Source organism: Pantanalinema rosaneae CENA516, from assembly GCF_050753385.1.
Taxonomy (GTDB): domain Bacteria; phylum Cyanobacteriota; class Cyanobacteriia; order Leptolyngbyales; family Leptolyngbyaceae; genus Pantanalinema; species Pantanalinema rosaneae.
In genome coordinates this window covers 61,585-76,990 of the sequence record NZ_JBLZFZ010000022.1, presented here as the reverse complement: position 1 = coordinate 76,990, position 15,406 = coordinate 61,585, and the positions used below count along the sequence as shown (strand labels likewise).

The window sequence follows — 15,406 nt, the reverse complement described above, 5'->3', positions numbered from 1 at the left end:
TAACTTAGCTTTAACAGCATAGAATTTTGCTTGAAAGCGGATATCTGCCAACTAATAGACTCTTAGCGAACAGTAAGGTTTTTACCAATGCCAACGCCTGATGCGGGAATGCCAGATTGGTATTCTTCTAATAATGCTGCGTCTCAAACGGGTGCTAATCCGATTAAGCCTATCGCGGAAATGTCGGAACTACAAATTATTGAGACACCATTTCCAGTTAATTTCTCTGGACAATCAACGCTGACAACCAAGCAGAGTCGGCGACATCATCCTAGAGGCTTTTATTTTTGGTGGGGATTATTGTTCAGTATTGGTTTGGCTCTCTTCCTAAGTCCAGAATTTATTCAGTCTGCGCTCAAGGGGAAGTTTGATATGCCCTTATTCTCGGAGGGTGTAGAAAAGCGCTGGCAGGAGACAAAAGCGCTGTGGCAGGACAAAATTATTGAAGTATCCTCCCCGGAATATTCCGTTAATCGCTTATTTGGTCAGGCGGGGCAGCTAGGCCCTGGGGCGATCGCGATCGGTAATGCTGAAGGTACGCTCAATCCCAATGGCTCACCGACGCGGTTTTACTACGGTCATCGCGATCCAGGCAACTATGCGACGAATCGGGGATTTGCGAGTTGGCAAGCTTCACCCGTCAAAACGGTGCTGGAAGCGGATCAAAAAGCAATTCATCGAATCAAAAATCAATGTGTGCCCTACACGATCAAGAGTTTTGAACAGCAGGGATTAACGTTAACCTCCCGCTTGTTAGTCGAGAGCTGTGATATTTGGATTCAAGCTCCCAGAGCCGCTGTTGATTTTGCTAAAAATCTCGATCGTTGTCAAAGTAATGGACAATTTGGTGACAATGCGATCCTGTGTGCCAGGGTCAGAAACTTTATCAATCCCGCTACTGGTAAGTTTGAAGTTGCCGCTATTTTTCGTCCTCCTGGGGCGTTAGAAGCGGATCAATATCGCCGGATGTCAGAAATCAGCGCCACGTTACGCCGCTTTTCTGTCTCCGAATCACAGGTGGTTCAGTAATTTATCTTGGAACAGTGGCAGTCATGGGGTTATAAATCTGATTGCCAAACGTATACTTGAGCCTGGTATGGGTTTAAATCAATGTGCAATTGGCGATCGCGAGATGTCACTTGCACATTGGTGATCCATTCACGCCAGATCCCATCATCGGGAATATGCGGAATCCAATAGTTTTGGAGATGTTGATCTGACCAGTGGGTAATCACGAGCACCCGCGCACCAGCATCATGCCAGCGATCGTAAACAAAGACTTTGTTAGTGAGGTCTTCATGAAGAAACTGAATATTACTCGTTTGCAACGCTGAGTTCTGTGTTCGTAATGCAATCAAGTGTTTGTAATACTCCAGCAAGTCGTGATTTAGGGGTTGTTGTAATAATGACCAATCGAGGTTGGCAGGTTGATTCGGCTGGCTTTGGGTAAATGAGCCGAACTCTTCACCCATCCAAATCAACGGAGTCCCTGGTGCGGTTAGGAGAATGGCAACACCAAGTTTGACTCGTTGAAAAGCGGCTTGGGCAAAAATGCCCTGTTCACCTAGCTCTGCCAGTAGATAATTATGATCATGATTACTGAGATAGTTAACAACTTTTGTTACTCCTTCAGGATAGCCCTGGCGGTTGACTTCGAGGATAGTTTTGAGTTGTTCTACGTCAAAGGTTTGTCCGGTTAAGTGGGGAATCAGGAAGTGATAAAAGCTGTCATGCCAGCACCCATCCATGGCTCCATTGGGGCTAACAATGTTAGGAGTTTCTGGAATATGTTCACCAATGTTGAAGAATGGCTTGCCACCAGCCGTTTGTTTCGCTGTTTCAGCGATGTGATATAAAAAATCATCATTGGCTAGTTCTTTCAGAGCATCATAACGAATGCCATCAATGTGATAATTCTGAATCCAGAACTGCACCACATCTGTCATTAATTTCCAGGCAGGACGAACTCCTAAAATTTCATCCTCATATTCATAGTTAAACTCTGGGCCCCAATAATCATTCGGGTCGGCATCGGGATGGTGACGATCGTGATAGTACCAATAATCCCGATCGATCTGAAGTAAAGGGGATGCCTCAGAGGAATGATTATACAATTGATCAAGAATGACGCGAATGCTTCTAGCATGGCATTGATCAATGAGTTCTTTGAGGGCTTTAGTCGAACCAAATCGAGGTTTTGGTGCAAACAAGTAGCTAGGAGTGTAGCCCCAGTCATATTCACCTGGCGCTTCATTGACAGGCATCAGTTCGATCGCGTTAATGCCTAATTCCTTCAGGTAGTCGAGTTTGGCGATCGTATGGTGATATTGACTACTGTTGGTTGCTTCTCCAGAATGATCTGCAAAATCAGAAATAAATAGTTCGTAGATGACTAGCTCATGATCTTGAGGTAAGGGAATATGATCATATTGCCAAACATAGTCATCGATGATTTTTTGTTTATCCTTAACACGGATGATACTGTTGCCAGTGTCAGCGTCAATTTCCGTGGCATAGGGATCGTTAATTTCTACCCACTCGGATGGCTGTTCAGAGTCATGATAGGATTGCACCCGAAATTGATATTGGTAAGTTCCATCTTGAAGATCAACGGTTGTCCGAAAGTAGCCTTGTTGGTCTTTTTCTAGATGAATTGCTTCCCAGTTAGAAAAATTCCCAATCAAATCTACTGCTTGATTGCGAGGAGCAAATAACTGAAACTCAATTTTAGCGGTCATACAGTGAGTTAATTGATTAAATCAAGATACAAATTTAATTGAATGGCACTGACTTAAGAACACGCTTAACTCTGATCGCCCCTTTTTTGATATGCCCGTAGGGCTTTAAGCCCCCAACTTTGGGGGACTTTGAGGTTCGGCTCCCCCAGAATATAGCCTGACGGCATTGTAGAAAGGGGGTTGGGGGGCAGTTCGGATTGTTATTTCAGTGACATTCAGCTTTAATTGATTTTTTCTTATTGTTGGCGCTAAATGCTGACGGTTAGCTGCTGCGATCGAATAAAACAGATTTTGATGAATTCACATTCCTAAGAGTTTGGCTAACTAAAAGGGAGCGGTAATTACCCACTCCCTAGTTACGCTTGACGTTAAGCTGTTTAGCGATTGCTACCTTGACGATAGGGGTTAACCTGCTCCAGTTCGGAATGATTGCGAGTATCTTTGGCAGGCTGATTTAAGAAGCCAGAGGCATCCTTAAAGGTCTGTCCCGTTTTTTCCAACAGCCTGGCATCAGGATTAGTCCGATCGACGATCGGTTGCCGTTGGGCTGGAATTTGACCGGGATTCATCAATCGTTTCTGTTCTCCAGGGCTAGCAAACTCATTCCTACTGTTAGCAGATTCCACCCGACTCGAACCGGGATATTGAATGCGGCTGGAGTTTTCATTGGTATAACTTGCTGCCAGCAGTTGGCTGGATGGTTGCATTAAACTTGCCCGATCGCCCGATTTTTTTGCCTTGGCATCTGTGCTCATTTTGTATTGGCTGTAGGTGTCACCACCCATTTTATGGGGATTATTTTGTCCCCCCATTTGTACCGGAGGATTGTTAGGGCGTGCTCCCAATTCATTACCGCTACTACAAGCTGTGGCAATTAGTAATACCGCCCCCATCATAAAAGCGGTTACCAGTTTGCCAAAGTGCAATTGCTGAAAGGCAGCCATTAATTGTCTCATCAGATACTCCTTGATTGTCTGCTCAACTAAGCAGCAGTGAGATGCTGACAAAAGCAGAGTTTAACGTCAAAAAACATCCCACAAGGAGGCTTTTGTCTAATCCCAATTGCTACTTAGAGATAAATAAGCGGATATTTTCTTGACGCTTATAGCTTACAGACGAATACTATGGCTTCCCTCTTGCATAAGTTGCATCCTATTCTTACAGCAGCTTGTTGTTTACCCTACCTATAGGTAGAGCAGAAGATATTGCCGTTATTACTCTTCTCGAATCCATAATGCTAAACCACCTCCCCGACCCCGGGCGGCAATTAAGTCAGGGGTGACTAGAAAAAATGCGAAGAATGGGAGTTTAGCGATCGATTGTTGCTCAAATGTCTCCGGTTTAGATTTACCCCCTCGAATGTCGCTGGAATAAAGTGATCGTCCTAATAGTGTGATGTGCAAATGAGTAAAATCAAATGCCAAAATATTCTTTTTACCTAAGTAATTAGCAGGTCCCGTGAAGCGTATCTTCAAGGCACCCAACTGAATTTGATTGCTGATAGTGATGGAATTAGACAGAGGAGCGGAGGCGTTGGAGCGATCGCTAAACCCAATGTAAGCAGGAGTAAAACGCGGCAAATAAAAACCTTTACCAAGAGCAATTCCCCCGCGTTGGCGTAGCTTACGGGTGCCCGTAGCCAAGCAGAGTCGCCACTGCCCTAATAAGGGCGCTAACGGATAGCTTAATCGCTGTTGTTTTGCTGCCTTCTCTGCCTGAAGTAGTGCTTCTACCACACTGGCTGCCTTAGGACGTTGGGAAGTAGGTTCAGAAGGATGGGTAACTCGATAGGCGATCGCCGTTTGCTGAAGTATTTCGAGATAGTCTACGGTGGTTCGAGTAACATCGGTAGTCATTGCCCAGGCTCCCAATCATCTATCAGCGATGCTCATCTCAATAGTCTAACAACTATTCTACGAACTGATAGAAAATTCGAGCGAAGGGGGCAAGCCGTTGCAAAATTTAGCCCCGGATGCGATTAAACATTCAGGCTGTATTCTGACAATTTTTTGACCTGTAGAGGTAAATTTCGACAAGCCGCTGCCATTTGAGCGAACTCATAGGCTAACTCAAATGACTTACAACTATGGAGGGCTTGGCGATAAGGATAGTCCTCACAACCAGGATGTAATTCAATCCCTTGGCTGGTTAAATAAACTGTAAAAATTGGTTGGTGTACAGACGCTTGCACAGCATTAACTCCTAGCATACCCAGTCGTGTTTTAAGGTGAATCATAACGAGAAACTTTTATCTGTCAAAAAAGTGTATTGCCTGCTACAAAATTCGCTTTATTTTCCTCACAATTCAAATTAATTAGGCTCTCCATTTCCATACCAATTTATTGGTGAACCCAATATAACTGAGGCTATTTAATTGCACCTCTACCCCTTGAGAGAAGCATGATAAGAAAAACAATTCCCTACGGTTAGGAGTTAAAGAGATGCGAATGGAATAAATTGCTCCAATGGCTTCTATCAAAAAGGTTGATGCCAATTCTGCCGAGACATAAGGCAGGTTTTGAAAGTGTTTTCAGAAAGTAAATTATTTGTAATTTAGGCAACTCTAAATTACTAATTTGAATCTGCCGTAGATCTCGCTTTCAAAAAAGTAAATTTCTCACAATTTGCCCAGTCGATTCTATAAAACACTACAAAAAGAGACTACTTCCAGGGATAGAGAGCAAATCCTTAATTTATAGAGATACTAAATCCTATACAAGAGCCGATCGATGCTTGATAACTGACGCATTGGTTAAGTTGTCTATCTCTTGAGCGGCTAATTTTCTCGTTCTATCAACGGTAGTGTCCCCGTGTATACATTAGGTATTAATGCAGCCTACCATGATCCCGCCGCTTGCCTGATTCACAATGGGCAGATCATCGCAGCGGCTGAAGAGGAACGATTTACCCATATCAAGCATGGTAAGCGACCCATTCCATTTTCCACCTATGAGCTACCTTTCCATGCGATCGCCTACTGTTTGCAAGCCGCCAATATTCATTTAACGGATGTGGATCACCTGGCTTATTCCTATGATCCGTTTCTTTTGTTGGGCAAATATCGGCAGGATGCGACGCTGACTCTACCCCTAGAACCGAGTGCCCATCCAATTCCAGCAGAGTGGGAAGCGGCTTGGGATCCGTTATTTCTCTCGTCGATCGTGAATGCACCGCGCCATTTGGTGGGTGGCTTTCCCCATCATTTACAACCTGGATTTCAAGGTGCAACACTAACACAGTCCGATCGCTGGCACTTTATTCCGCATCATCTGGCTCATGCGGCGAGTGCTTTCTTGGTTTCACCCTTTGAGCAAGCCGCCGTTTTAACCCTGGATGGACGGGGCGAACAGGCGACGACTAGCTACTGGTTAGGGGACGGTCATCGCTTAAAGGCGCTGGGGCAGGTGAATATGCCCCATTCCCTGGGGTTGCTGTATGAGCGAGTCACCGAGTATTTAGGCTTTCTGTCATCTTCTGATGAGTATAAGGTGATGGCATTGGCTTCATTTGGGCAGCCGACCTATGTGAACCAGTTCCATGATCTGATTGAACTGGGCAAAGACGGACAATATCAGATCCGATCGCACTCTTTAATTGAGCAATTTGGGTCGCCGCGACGACGAGGAGAGCCGTTAGAACAACGTCATTTTGATCTGGCTCACTCCCTGCAAGTTGTCCTGGAAAAGACCGTATTAGAGATTGCTCACTGGCTGCATGAAGCCACGGGTTCAGATAACCTCTGTTTAGCCGGAGGAGTTGCCCTCAATTGTGTGATGAATGCTCGTTTACGCGATCGCAGTCCGTTTCGTCAGATTTGGGTACAACCTGCCGCCGGAGACTCTGGAACCGCCTTAGGCGCAGCCCTATGGATTGATGCCAAACTGCGATCGCCATCATCGCCGCACTCCCAAATGCACCATGCTTTCCTGGGGCCTGCCTACTCAGATGATGAAATTGTAGCCTTTCTCCAGTGGTCGAAGTTGCCCTATCGGCGGTTGAATGACATTGCAACTGAAACGGCGGCTATTTTGGCACAGGATAAGGTGATTGGTTGGTTTCAGGGACGGATGGAGTTCGGGCCGCGGGCACTGGGAGGGCGATCGATTCTAGCATCTCCGATTTCCCCCACCATGCAAGCTCGATTGAATGAGATTAAAGACCGAGAAGATTTTCGTCCTGTCGCGCCGGTAGTCTTAGAAGAAGCGGCAGCCGATTGGTTTGTTAACGCGGGGGTGTCTCCGTTTATGTTGTTTGTCTATGATGTGCAGCCAGATAAAGCCGCCAGAATTCCCGCCGTCCGACATACGGATGGAACGGCTCGAATTCAAACGATTAATCGGCAGCAAAATCCCCTGTATTACGACTTGATCAAGGCGTTTCAGGAACGGACTGGAGTTCCCGTTTTAGTCAATACTTCCTTCAATACGCGGGGAGAACCGATCGTTTGCTCTCCCAGAGATGCGATCGAGTGTTTTTGGACATCACCATTAGATGCTCTGGTTATTGGTTCATTTCTGCTGGAAAAACCGGAGCATCGGGTATGACGATTCAAGTGTCTGTGATTGTGCCAACCTGTAATCGTCTAGAGTTACTGAATCGGTGTTTAGCCGCGTTAGTTGAACAGACGTTTGATCCATCGGCGTATGAAATTATTGTGGTGGATGATGCGGCAAGTCAGGCGACCCAACGGCTGGTGAACGATTGGGCGGAACGGGCGGGGAATGTCCCTGGAACCCATAAAGGATATCCGGCTCTCCAGTACATTCCGGTTACGGCAACTCATGGCCCGGCAGCAGCGCGAAACCTGGGGTGGCGATCGGCGATCGGGGAAATTATTGCCTTTACCGATGATGATTGTATTCCCGATCGACAGTGGTTGAGGGCTGGAGTCGAGAAATTTCAGCCTGACGTGATCGGGGTGTCGGGGCGATTAATCATGCCGCTCATGACTGTCCCTACCGACTATGAACGGAATGCTTTAGCCCTGGAACGCTCTGCCTTTATCACCGCTAATTGTTTCTATCGGCGGGAAGCGATCGCCCAAGTTAATGGATTTGATCAACGATTTACCCTACCCTGGCGGGAGGATAGCGATTTATTATTTACGCTATTAAAACAATTCGATATTGATACGCGATCAGATGATCACCTGAGTCAATTTCCCTTTGTGCCGGGGCAGGGTTGGATCACTGAATCACCGCAAGACCAACGGGTGCAGCCTACAGCAGTTTTCGCCCCCCTAGCCTCCCAATTCTGGGGGGAACAGGAGCCAACGTCTCCCCGAATTGGGGGATTTAGGGATCTGGCAGAATTGACAAGTGTGGTGCATTCATTTAAGAACGGTTGTAAATTAGTGTACGCTCCAGATGCGATCGTGGTGCATCCAATTCGTCCTGCTGCTTGGGGGGTGAGTCTGAAGCAACAGCGTAAAAGTTTTTTTAATGCCCTGCTCTACAAAAAACATCCAGAATTGTATCGCCGTTGGTTAGCTCCAGTCACTCCCTGGCATTACTATGGCATTGTCGGCGCATTAAGTTTGACATTGGCAGCGCTATTATTTATTGGACTAAATCCTGCTAATCAGGTTGCGATCGGGATTGCGATCCTTGCCTCACTGATCTGGTTAATCTTGACGACTCGCTTTTGTCTCCGTCGGTTACAGGGAACTTCCCATAACTTTTCTCATGCGGCTGAAATGGTTGTGACTTCGGTATTGATTCCACCTTTATCTCTGTTCTGGCGACTATTGGGAGCGATCTCATTTCGCGTGGTCTTCTTCTGACGCTGATTATAGTAAACGACTATGGTAAATATTCCGCTTCCGAGCTATGTGCAAATTGAACCCGTTGGGCAATGTAATCTACGTTGTCGTATGTGTGCAATTCAGTTTCGAGATGATGAACCTGTAGATGGTTCACTGGCTTTGATGCCTTTCACAACCTTTACTCAACTGATTGATCAATTTACGACTTTAAAGACCTTGCATCTACAAGGACTGGGGGAACCAATGATGCATCCCCAGTTTTTTGACATGGTGGAATATGCGGTAGGTAAGGGCATTCAGGTGACAACCAACTCGAATCTGACCTTGCTGGGAGAAAAGCAGGCAGAGCGGTGTATTACCAGTGGTTTACATAGCCTGCATGTGTCGATCGATGGGGCAACTTCTGCCACCTATGAGCGGATTCGGGTGGGGTCTAACTTCGATCGCGTGATTAGTAATCTAGAGCGATTGCAATTAATTCGCCAATGCCAACAGAGTAACTATCCTCAAGTGCAGTTAATCATGGTGTTAATGCGGCAAAATTTGCATGAATTATCTGATTTAGTCAGATTAGCCCATCGGTACTCGGTAGAACGTTTATTTGTTCAACATCTATGTCATGACTTTGGTGAATCCACTTTGCCTGATCACTACCAACCCATGCGGCAGTTTGTCCAGTCAGAAACTTTATTGGAAGCTGATCTACAGCAGATTGAAGCTGAATTTGCCCAGGCACGATCGCTGGCGCAAGCGTTAGATGTAGATTTACGCTTACCTCGGCTGCAACCACGATTACACTCCCCCGAAACCCCCGGACGCGATCGCTGTGATTGGGCATGGAAGGGGGCTTACATTAGCTATCAGGGATTGGCGATGCCCTGCTGTATGATCTCTACTCCCGATCGCCTGAATTTTGGCAATTTGCTTCAGCAAGGCGTAGAACCAACCTGGAATGGCGAAGGGTATCAAGCGTTTCGGCAGCAGTTGGACTCTGATATGCCGCCGGAGGTTTGCCGCTCTTGCTCGATTTATTCCGGCACATTTTGACCTATGACTAAAAGGTCTATTGAGAAGTCAACGGCGATCCTAGGTGTAAAACAAACTAGGGATGCGCGATCACCCTTGTATCTGGATGAACTCACACTTCAGACTCTACTCGCTCAACAGGGACCTTCTCTGGGGCTATGGCGGGCGGCTGAAATTGCCGCGTTACGAGAACAACACTTTGAACCGCCAGTGTTAGATCTAGGATGTGGCGATGGGTTAGTTATGGCAATGGTACTACCCCGAGTAGAGCTAGCGGTTGAACCGGATCAAGTTGCCTTAGAACGAGCGATGCAACAGGGACTTTATTGTCAGTCCCTCGCCTATCCCATTGAACTGGCTCCCATTCCAGCGGCAAGTATCAGTACCGTTGTCAGTAATTCGGTGTTAGAACACATTCCTAACCTGGATGCAGCATTAGAAGCGATCGAGCGGGTGTTAAAACCCGGTGGTAGATTGATCTTTACGACTCCAACAGCGGCATTTAGCCAGTGGTTAGCCTTGCCATCTAGCCACTATGCCGACTGGCGCAATCGGCAGTTATGTCATCTTAATCTCTGGTCTAGCGATCGCTGGCAGGCAGAGTTGACGCGGGTGGGGTTGCAGGTGGAACTAATTCGTCCCTATCTACGGCGAGAATGGGTGAGTATTTGGGATGGCTTAGAGTTATTGCAACAAATTCATCTAGGGCAACGACGAGTTTTTGGTCAAGTTTGGCGACGACTACCCACCTCAGTGATTCAGGCGTTGGCTGCTCGTCTAGCTCGCTTAGATCTTGCGGCTCCCGCACCCGGAGGCGGACAGTTAATTGTGGCTCGTAAGCCTGGAGGGACGGATGGCGATCGTTGATATTTTGTTGCCCACCTGTGAGCGCTTATCTTCCCTGATCTTGACACTGGCGGGAGTCGTCAGTCAAACCGTGACCGATCGACATGTGATTCTGGCAGATCAGAGCTTGGAGCCAGTCATTAATTCTCCCGTAATTCAAACCCTACTCCGTTTGATTGAAAGCCGGGGTGGTTCCTATACCTATCATCATCGCTTACCCTCTCAGGGTATTGCTGAACAGCGAGAGTTTTTGCTCCAGCAAGCCTGTGCGGATGTCGTGCTGTATCTGGATGATGATGTGTTCATGGAACCCTGGGTAGTTGAGCGTCTTCTAGCCACCCTGCAAGCAGAACAATGTGGATTTGTTGGTGCATTTCCCACGGGGCTATCCTATCGCGATGATATTCGTCCTGAGCAACAGCAGGTGGAGTTTTGGCAGGGAGCGGTGACTCCAGAGATTGTGCAGCCGAAGTCGCCAGCCTGGGAACGGTTTCATCTCCATCGAGCGGCAAATTTATATCATGTGAGCCAGACCCTGCCACCGGGAGAATTCCGACGTTACAAAGTTGCCTGGGTTGCCTGCTGTATTTTGTACGATCGCGCAAAACTCTTGCAGGTGGGAGGCTTTTCCTTTTGGGATCGTCTACCCCGTTATCACTCGGGCGAAGAGGTGTTAGTCCAAAATCTGTTAATGCGACGCTGGGGAGGCTGTGCGATCGTGCCGTCCGGTACTTACCATGCTGAAGTTGCCTCGACGGTGTTAAATCCTCAAGGAACAGTGGATGGTCATGCGCTGGAGCTATTACCAGAAATGGTGGCTCGTTATGTGCCGGAGACACTGGAAGTCTGAGAATGACTGATCCATTGCTGCCAGGGTTACTCGATCACTTGCCTCAAGTTCCCAAGAAAGTCGTCTTGGTCAGAGCCTCCCGCATTGGGGATTTTGTTTGTGCCACTCCGGCATTTCGCGCCTTACGACATGCCCTCCCTACTGCCGAAATTAGCTTAGTTGCCATGCCATTTATGGCGGAATTAGTCGAGCGATCGCCCCATCTCGATCGCTTGATTGCATTTCCTGGGTTTCCGGGTATGGCAGAGCAGTTTTTTGCCGCCGATCGTGTTCTTACGTTCTTACAACAGATGCAAGCAGAGCGCTTTGATCTGGCGATTCAACTGCATGGCTCAGGAGTATATTCCAACCCCTTCACTCTGATGATGGGAGCGCAAACCACGGCAGGATTTATTCGCCCTGGTGATGCGGCGGGCTGCCTGGATGCGGCGTTTCCCATGCCCGAGCATTGGCATGAAATTCGTCGAGTTTTAGCGATCGTCAACTTTCTGGGAATACCAAGCTGTGGTGAAGAATTGGAATTTCCATTAGCGTCAACCGATCGCCAAGTGGCAGCGCAGTTATTAACGAATTTGGCGGATCCCTTGATTGGGTTACATCCCACGGCGGGAGATGTCAGTAAACAATGGTCAGTCGATCGCTTTATCCAGGTAGGACGACGCTTACAGCAACGATGTGGTGGCACAGTGGTGACGATCGGGAGTCAAGCTTCATGGCAGTTAGCCGAACAGGTGACTCAAGGTATTGGTCAGACCGCCGTAAACCTGGCTGGCAAAACATCTTTGTCCGTGTTAGGAGCCGTTCTTGATCATTTGTCAGTTTTAATCACTAACGATTCTGGCCCAGCTCATATTGCCTATGCTCGCCAGATCCCAACCGTGACATTATTTGGTCACACTCAGCCAGAAGTTTGGGGCGCACTCCGCTCAACTCCTCAAGTTAGGCATTGTCATCTTAAAGCAACACCCTCTACTCCTCCTGATTCTTGTCCCCATAGTAGTAATACTACTAGCTTAGATCGAATCACAGTACAGCAGGTTTTGGAAAGTGCTTTAGCAGTAATGCTTTAGTCCTTTAAGGCGGGAATTAACCTCCCTTTCTTGCTCAGCACCAGCACTGTCAACTGGAATGCTTACCGGATTTAACCGTGATTTGCCGCATTCGGATTGGCGGGATTGGCAGCATGAGGATCGGGAGTGTTTGCCGAGGGAATATCCGTCGCAACTGGCTCGGAGGTACTGGGAATATGGAATTCTGTATCGCTGGGAGCCGAACCACCCGAAGCATTGGGTTCTTCTCCGGCTGCGGCATTCTCGGCTTCCGCTAAGGAGATTTTAGGATTGGCATTGGTGGCTGCCGTTCTCGCCCCAGCATTATCAGCAACCGCTTCTAGTTCGGTTTTAGTTTCAGTTGATGATTTATCTGTCACATCGGTTCTCCTATAAACTATTTGTTATACAAATGCCCAACAAATCTATGTGGCTACGGTGAACAACAGATTTTGCATTGCCTCAAGATCTTCATGTTGTGATCAAATCAGGATAAATCTCTAACGCTTGAGATGTTGTCCACCGTAGGTAAATAAGGATTCGGAGCGGGGTTGCCGGATAGCTAACGAACTTATCGAATGCCAGTGCGAGTCGTTACATCCGGGTTCTCATAAACAGGACGCTGTTCTGCTGGTTTGCGAGCCAGCCCAGCTAAACCGATTAAACCCAACAGACCCAGCCAACCCCAGTCAAAATCACGATCGCCCTGGGTTTCTGTGCCCTGGACGGTGGTTGTACCGGGAGTTGTCGTTGTGGTGCCAGTGGTACCAGTCGGGGCGGTTGTGGTACCACTGGCACCGGGCGCGGTCGTCGTGCCAGTCGTCCCAGGAGCCGTTGTGGTGTCAGTCGTGCCATAGGGAGAGGTGGTTGTCCCTGTGGTATCCCCAGGGGTAGTTGTGGTTCCCGTGGTAGCGCCAGGAGCCGTTGTTGTGCCAGTAGTCCCAGTGGTGTCAGTTGTCCCGGTTGTTCCAGTTGTATCTGTATCAGTTCCAATGGTTGCCGTACCACCGACTGTTGGTGAAGTTGTTGTATCCGTTGTGCCACCTGTTTGAGCAATAGATGCTAAAGTTGGTGACAAAACGGCGAAACTGACTGCACAGGCGCTTGTCCAAAGAATTTTCGTAACATTTAATGGCTTCATAGGTTTCCTCTTAAAGGCGATCGCTGTTAAGCAGAATAACCAGCCAATTTGGCGCTCACTTCCCCCTTAAGAAGCGATTCTTAATGAAGCGTACTTGTAGTCTGGAATACAATGTAAATCTATGGCTCACGCCCACAACGGGCTAAATTGAATGGCACTGACTTAAGGACATGCCTCACTCTAGTCGCCCCTTTTTCTGGTATACCCGTAGGGCTTTAAGCCCCCAATTCTGGAGGACTTTGAGGTTCGGCTCCCCCAGCATTGGGGGTTAGGGGTCGTTTGAATTATTATTTCAGTGACATTCGGCTAAATTTAATCATTCCGAGCATGTTCAAATTCGTACACATAAAAGAGCCGAATCAACCGTTTCAGCCCATAGCCAATGCTGACGCAGAAAATTGCTGCCCCGATCGCCCACCAGAATCCGGCGGGGGGAGCAGTCGCCAGCCGTGAAGCGTTCTCTGGCATTAATGGGCTTCGCATCGCGATCGCTCTGGCATCCAGCATGATTCCAAGCATAAAACAGCCGATCGCGGCTCCATAGGCAATGACTTGCCAGCGACGAATCGCCTTGAGGGCAGTTTGGCAACTGTGGCAATGTTGGGTATGGGTTGTCCAAACATCAAACAAGCGTTGTTTATCCATTTCGGCAGGGGGTAATTCTGGAGGACAACCAGCCCAGGGAATTCCACCACCCGCCCGATGCTTTAACCATTGGCGGAACGTAATCACCATCTTGTCCTGGGGATTCGGGGTAAAGACGGCATCGATCCAGTGATCGGGTTGGCGTTGCGCGAGAATCTTTTCCTGGTAATGGAGAAACACCATGTCTTGATGTAAGAATAGCGAAGCTAAAATATGTCCCAACCAGGCAGGCATTGGTAAGGTGAAGAACGCCAACCCTGGGGGTACTTTTCCCGCTTGGTTTTTGATTAAAACTTGACAGCCAATATGTCGGCACCAACCCGGACGGGTGGGCGTGGCATAGAGAACAAGAATTAACTTTCCTTCATCCGTATAGGTCGTCGTAATCCGCATTAAACAAGGGGGCTTGAAGTCGTGGATGGCAGCGGCGATCGCGGGTGGGGTAGGTGTAGTGACATAGGCAACGCCATCTTGGGTTGATAGATCTCCAATCCGCACCAGGTCAAAATATCGCGGATCCTGGTAACGGCTCCCCATAATGCCATGATGCGACACGGGCACATGGGCGGGATCGGCAACATTTTCCATGAACGAGTCCCAGCCATAGGGCAGATCACGGATATTCCAAAATAGTTTAACCACGCGATCGGACGGCTCTGCTAATTCGGGAATTAACCGGGGAGAGCGGGTACGACTCTCCTGAAGGGCTTGCTGTCCCGATTCTGCCCAGACCCAGAGGAGGCCCTGCCGTTCCTGGGTGGGGTAGACCCGAGCGCAGGATTTGGGATTGGCACAATGGCGGGCTTCCGTTTGGGCATCTTGACTTTGGGGAATGCGAACACACTGCCCCTGGGCATTAAATCGCCAAGCATGGTAAGCACAGAGTAATGTGCCATCGGGTTCCACGCGTCCTTCCGATAGGGGAGCCAGCCGATGGGGGCAGGCATCCTCAAAACAATGCCACTGCTGGGAACTATCGCGCCATACCACTAAGTTCTTACCTAATAATTGCAGGGCATGGGGACGGGAGGGATCGAGAAATTCAACAACGGCGATCGGATACCATTGTTTTGTCCATTGGAATTGATCGGCGACTGCCGTTTGCCATGCATCTGTTGCTACCTGTGGTAGAGGCTGGCTGGTTGGCGGTTCTCCAGACAAATTGACTTCAGTGGTCACAGCGATGTCTCCGAGTTGCAGACTTTGATGCCAAAAAATAGCAACTCTTTCACTATAAACGCGATCGTAGGCAACGTTGGTCAGTAGCCGACAAATAGCCAAATCCGCCGTAGCGGTAGACAGCACCCCTACAGACGGATAGGTTCAGGTGGGATTTTCTCTACCGTT

At 48.2% G+C, this 15,406-nt stretch carries 14 protein-coding genes; 7 read left to right on the top strand and 7 right to left on the bottom strand.

Annotated features, from left to right (window positions below):
- The first annotated feature begins 87 nt into the window (after positions 1-87).
- The gene (locus tag ACN4EK_RS14665; RefSeq protein WP_431658708.1) at positions 88-1,029 is read left to right on the top strand and encodes a hypothetical protein; all 942 of its coding nucleotides are present in this window, start codon (positions 88-90) and stop codon (positions 1,027-1,029) included.
- Positions 1,030-1,058: 29 nt separating this feature from the next.
- Here the strand turns inward: ACN4EK_RS14665 and ACN4EK_RS14660 are convergent, their stop codons facing one another.
- The 4 genes from ACN4EK_RS14660 to ACN4EK_RS14645 all read right to left on the bottom strand — a co-directional run bounded on the left by ACN4EK_RS14660 (position 1,059) and on the right by ACN4EK_RS14645 (position 4,929).
- Positions 1,059-2,738 (bottom strand): alpha-amylase family glycosyl hydrolase, encoded by a 1,680-nt coding sequence (locus tag ACN4EK_RS14660; RefSeq protein WP_431658707.1) that lies wholly within the window; start codon positions 2,736-2,738, stop codon positions 1,059-1,061.
- A 377-nt stretch (positions 2,739-3,115) separates the two neighbouring features.
- On the bottom strand, positions 3,116-3,694 hold the full coding sequence (locus ACN4EK_RS14655; protein WP_431658706.1) for a DUF6658 family protein: 579 nt from the start codon (positions 3,692-3,694) through the stop codon (positions 3,116-3,118).
- 258 nt (positions 3,695-3,952) lie between these two features.
- Positions 3,953-4,594, bottom strand: coding sequence for a hypothetical protein (locus ACN4EK_RS14650; RefSeq protein ID WP_431658705.1), 642 nt, complete (start codon positions 4,592-4,594; stop codon positions 3,953-3,955).
- A gap of 122 nt (positions 4,595-4,716) precedes the next feature.
- Positions 4,717-4,929, bottom strand: a complete 213-nt coding sequence (locus ACN4EK_RS14645; protein ID WP_431658704.1) for a hypothetical protein — start codon at positions 4,927-4,929, stop codon at positions 4,717-4,719.
- A 619-nt stretch (positions 4,930-5,548) separates the two neighbouring features.
- Between ACN4EK_RS14645 and ACN4EK_RS14640 the strand changes: the two genes are divergently transcribed.
- The 6 genes from ACN4EK_RS14640 to ACN4EK_RS14615 are packed head-to-tail and all read left to right on the top strand — an operon-like array spanning position 5,549 to position 12,294.
- Positions 5,549-7,282: a carbamoyltransferase family protein gene (locus ACN4EK_RS14640; protein ID WP_431658703.1), complete on the top strand. Its 1,734-nt coding sequence runs from the start codon at positions 5,549-5,551 to the stop codon at positions 7,280-7,282.
- Complete coding sequence (locus ACN4EK_RS14635; protein WP_431658702.1) at positions 7,279-8,520, top strand: glycosyltransferase family 2 protein; 1,242 nt, start codon at positions 7,279-7,281, stop codon at positions 8,518-8,520. The genes ACN4EK_RS14640 and ACN4EK_RS14635 overlap by 4 nt, the downstream gene beginning before the upstream one ends.
- Positions 8,521-8,541: 21 nt before the next feature.
- The gene (locus ACN4EK_RS14630) at positions 8,542-9,549 is read left to right on the top strand and encodes a radical SAM protein (RefSeq protein WP_431658701.1); all 1,008 of its coding nucleotides are present in this window, start codon (positions 8,542-8,544) and stop codon (positions 9,547-9,549) included.
- A 3-nt stretch (positions 9,550-9,552) separates the two neighbouring features.
- Positions 9,553-10,395, top strand: coding sequence for a class I SAM-dependent methyltransferase (locus ACN4EK_RS14625; protein WP_431658700.1), 843 nt, complete (start codon positions 9,553-9,555; stop codon positions 10,393-10,395).
- The gene (locus tag ACN4EK_RS14620; protein ID WP_431658698.1) at positions 10,382-11,224 is read left to right on the top strand and encodes a glycosyltransferase family 2 protein; all 843 of its coding nucleotides are present in this window, start codon (positions 10,382-10,384) and stop codon (positions 11,222-11,224) included. The genes ACN4EK_RS14625 and ACN4EK_RS14620 overlap by 14 nt, the downstream gene beginning before the upstream one ends.
- A 2-nt stretch (positions 11,225-11,226) precedes the next feature.
- Positions 11,227-12,294: a glycosyltransferase family 9 protein gene (locus ACN4EK_RS14615; RefSeq protein WP_431658697.1), complete on the top strand. Its 1,068-nt coding sequence runs from the start codon at positions 11,227-11,229 to the stop codon at positions 12,292-12,294.
- Between the two features lie 71 nt (positions 12,295-12,365).
- Here the strand turns inward: ACN4EK_RS14615 and ACN4EK_RS14610 are convergent, their stop codons facing one another.
- The 3 genes from ACN4EK_RS14610 to ACN4EK_RS14600 form a co-directional block, all read right to left on the bottom strand.
- Positions 12,366-12,653 (bottom strand): hypothetical protein, encoded by a 288-nt coding sequence (locus ACN4EK_RS14610; RefSeq protein ID WP_431658695.1) that lies wholly within the window; start codon positions 12,651-12,653, stop codon positions 12,366-12,368.
- A gap of 191 nt (positions 12,654-12,844) precedes the next feature.
- Positions 12,845-13,414, bottom strand: coding sequence for a WGxxGxxG-CTERM domain-containing protein (locus ACN4EK_RS14605; protein ID WP_431658693.1), 570 nt, complete (start codon positions 13,412-13,414; stop codon positions 12,845-12,847).
- Between the two features lie 312 nt (positions 13,415-13,726).
- Complete coding sequence (locus ACN4EK_RS14600) at positions 13,727-15,364, bottom strand: aromatic ring-hydroxylating dioxygenase subunit alpha (protein WP_431658692.1); 1,638 nt, start codon at positions 15,362-15,364, stop codon at positions 13,727-13,729.
- Positions 15,365-15,406 lie beyond the last annotated feature (42 nt).

Bases quoted from the DNA above. Each gene is read 5' to 3' on its own strand.
- ACN4EK_RS14625 (WP_431658700.1), top strand. From the start codon at position 9,553: ATGACTAAAAGGTCTATTGAGAAGTCAACGGCGATCCTAGGTGTAAAA.
- ACN4EK_RS14655 (WP_431658706.1), bottom strand. From the start codon at position 3,694: ATGAGACAATTAATGGCTGCCTTTCAGCAATTGCACTTTGGCAAACTG.
- ACN4EK_RS14605 (WP_431658693.1), bottom strand. From the start codon at position 13,414: ATGAAGCCATTAAATGTTACGAAAATTCTTTGGACAAGCGCCTGTGCA.
- ACN4EK_RS14650 (WP_431658705.1), bottom strand. From the start codon at position 4,594: ATGACTACCGATGTTACTCGAACCACCGTAGACTATCTCGAAATACTT.
- ACN4EK_RS14620 (WP_431658698.1), top strand. From the start codon at position 10,382: ATGGCGATCGTTGATATTTTGTTGCCCACCTGTGAGCGCTTATCTTCC.
- ACN4EK_RS14660 (WP_431658707.1), bottom strand. From the start codon at position 2,738: ATGACCGCTAAAATTGAGTTTCAGTTATTTGCTCCTCGCAATCAAGCA.
- ACN4EK_RS14635 (WP_431658702.1), top strand. From the start codon at position 7,279: ATGACGATTCAAGTGTCTGTGATTGTGCCAACCTGTAATCGTCTAGAG.
- ACN4EK_RS14665 (WP_431658708.1), top strand. From the start codon at position 88: ATGCCAACGCCTGATGCGGGAATGCCAGATTGGTATTCTTCTAATAAT.
- ACN4EK_RS14615 (WP_431658697.1), top strand. From the start codon at position 11,227: ATGACTGATCCATTGCTGCCAGGGTTACTCGATCACTTGCCTCAAGTT.
- ACN4EK_RS14630 (WP_431658701.1), top strand. From the start codon at position 8,542: ATGGTAAATATTCCGCTTCCGAGCTATGTGCAAATTGAACCCGTTGGG.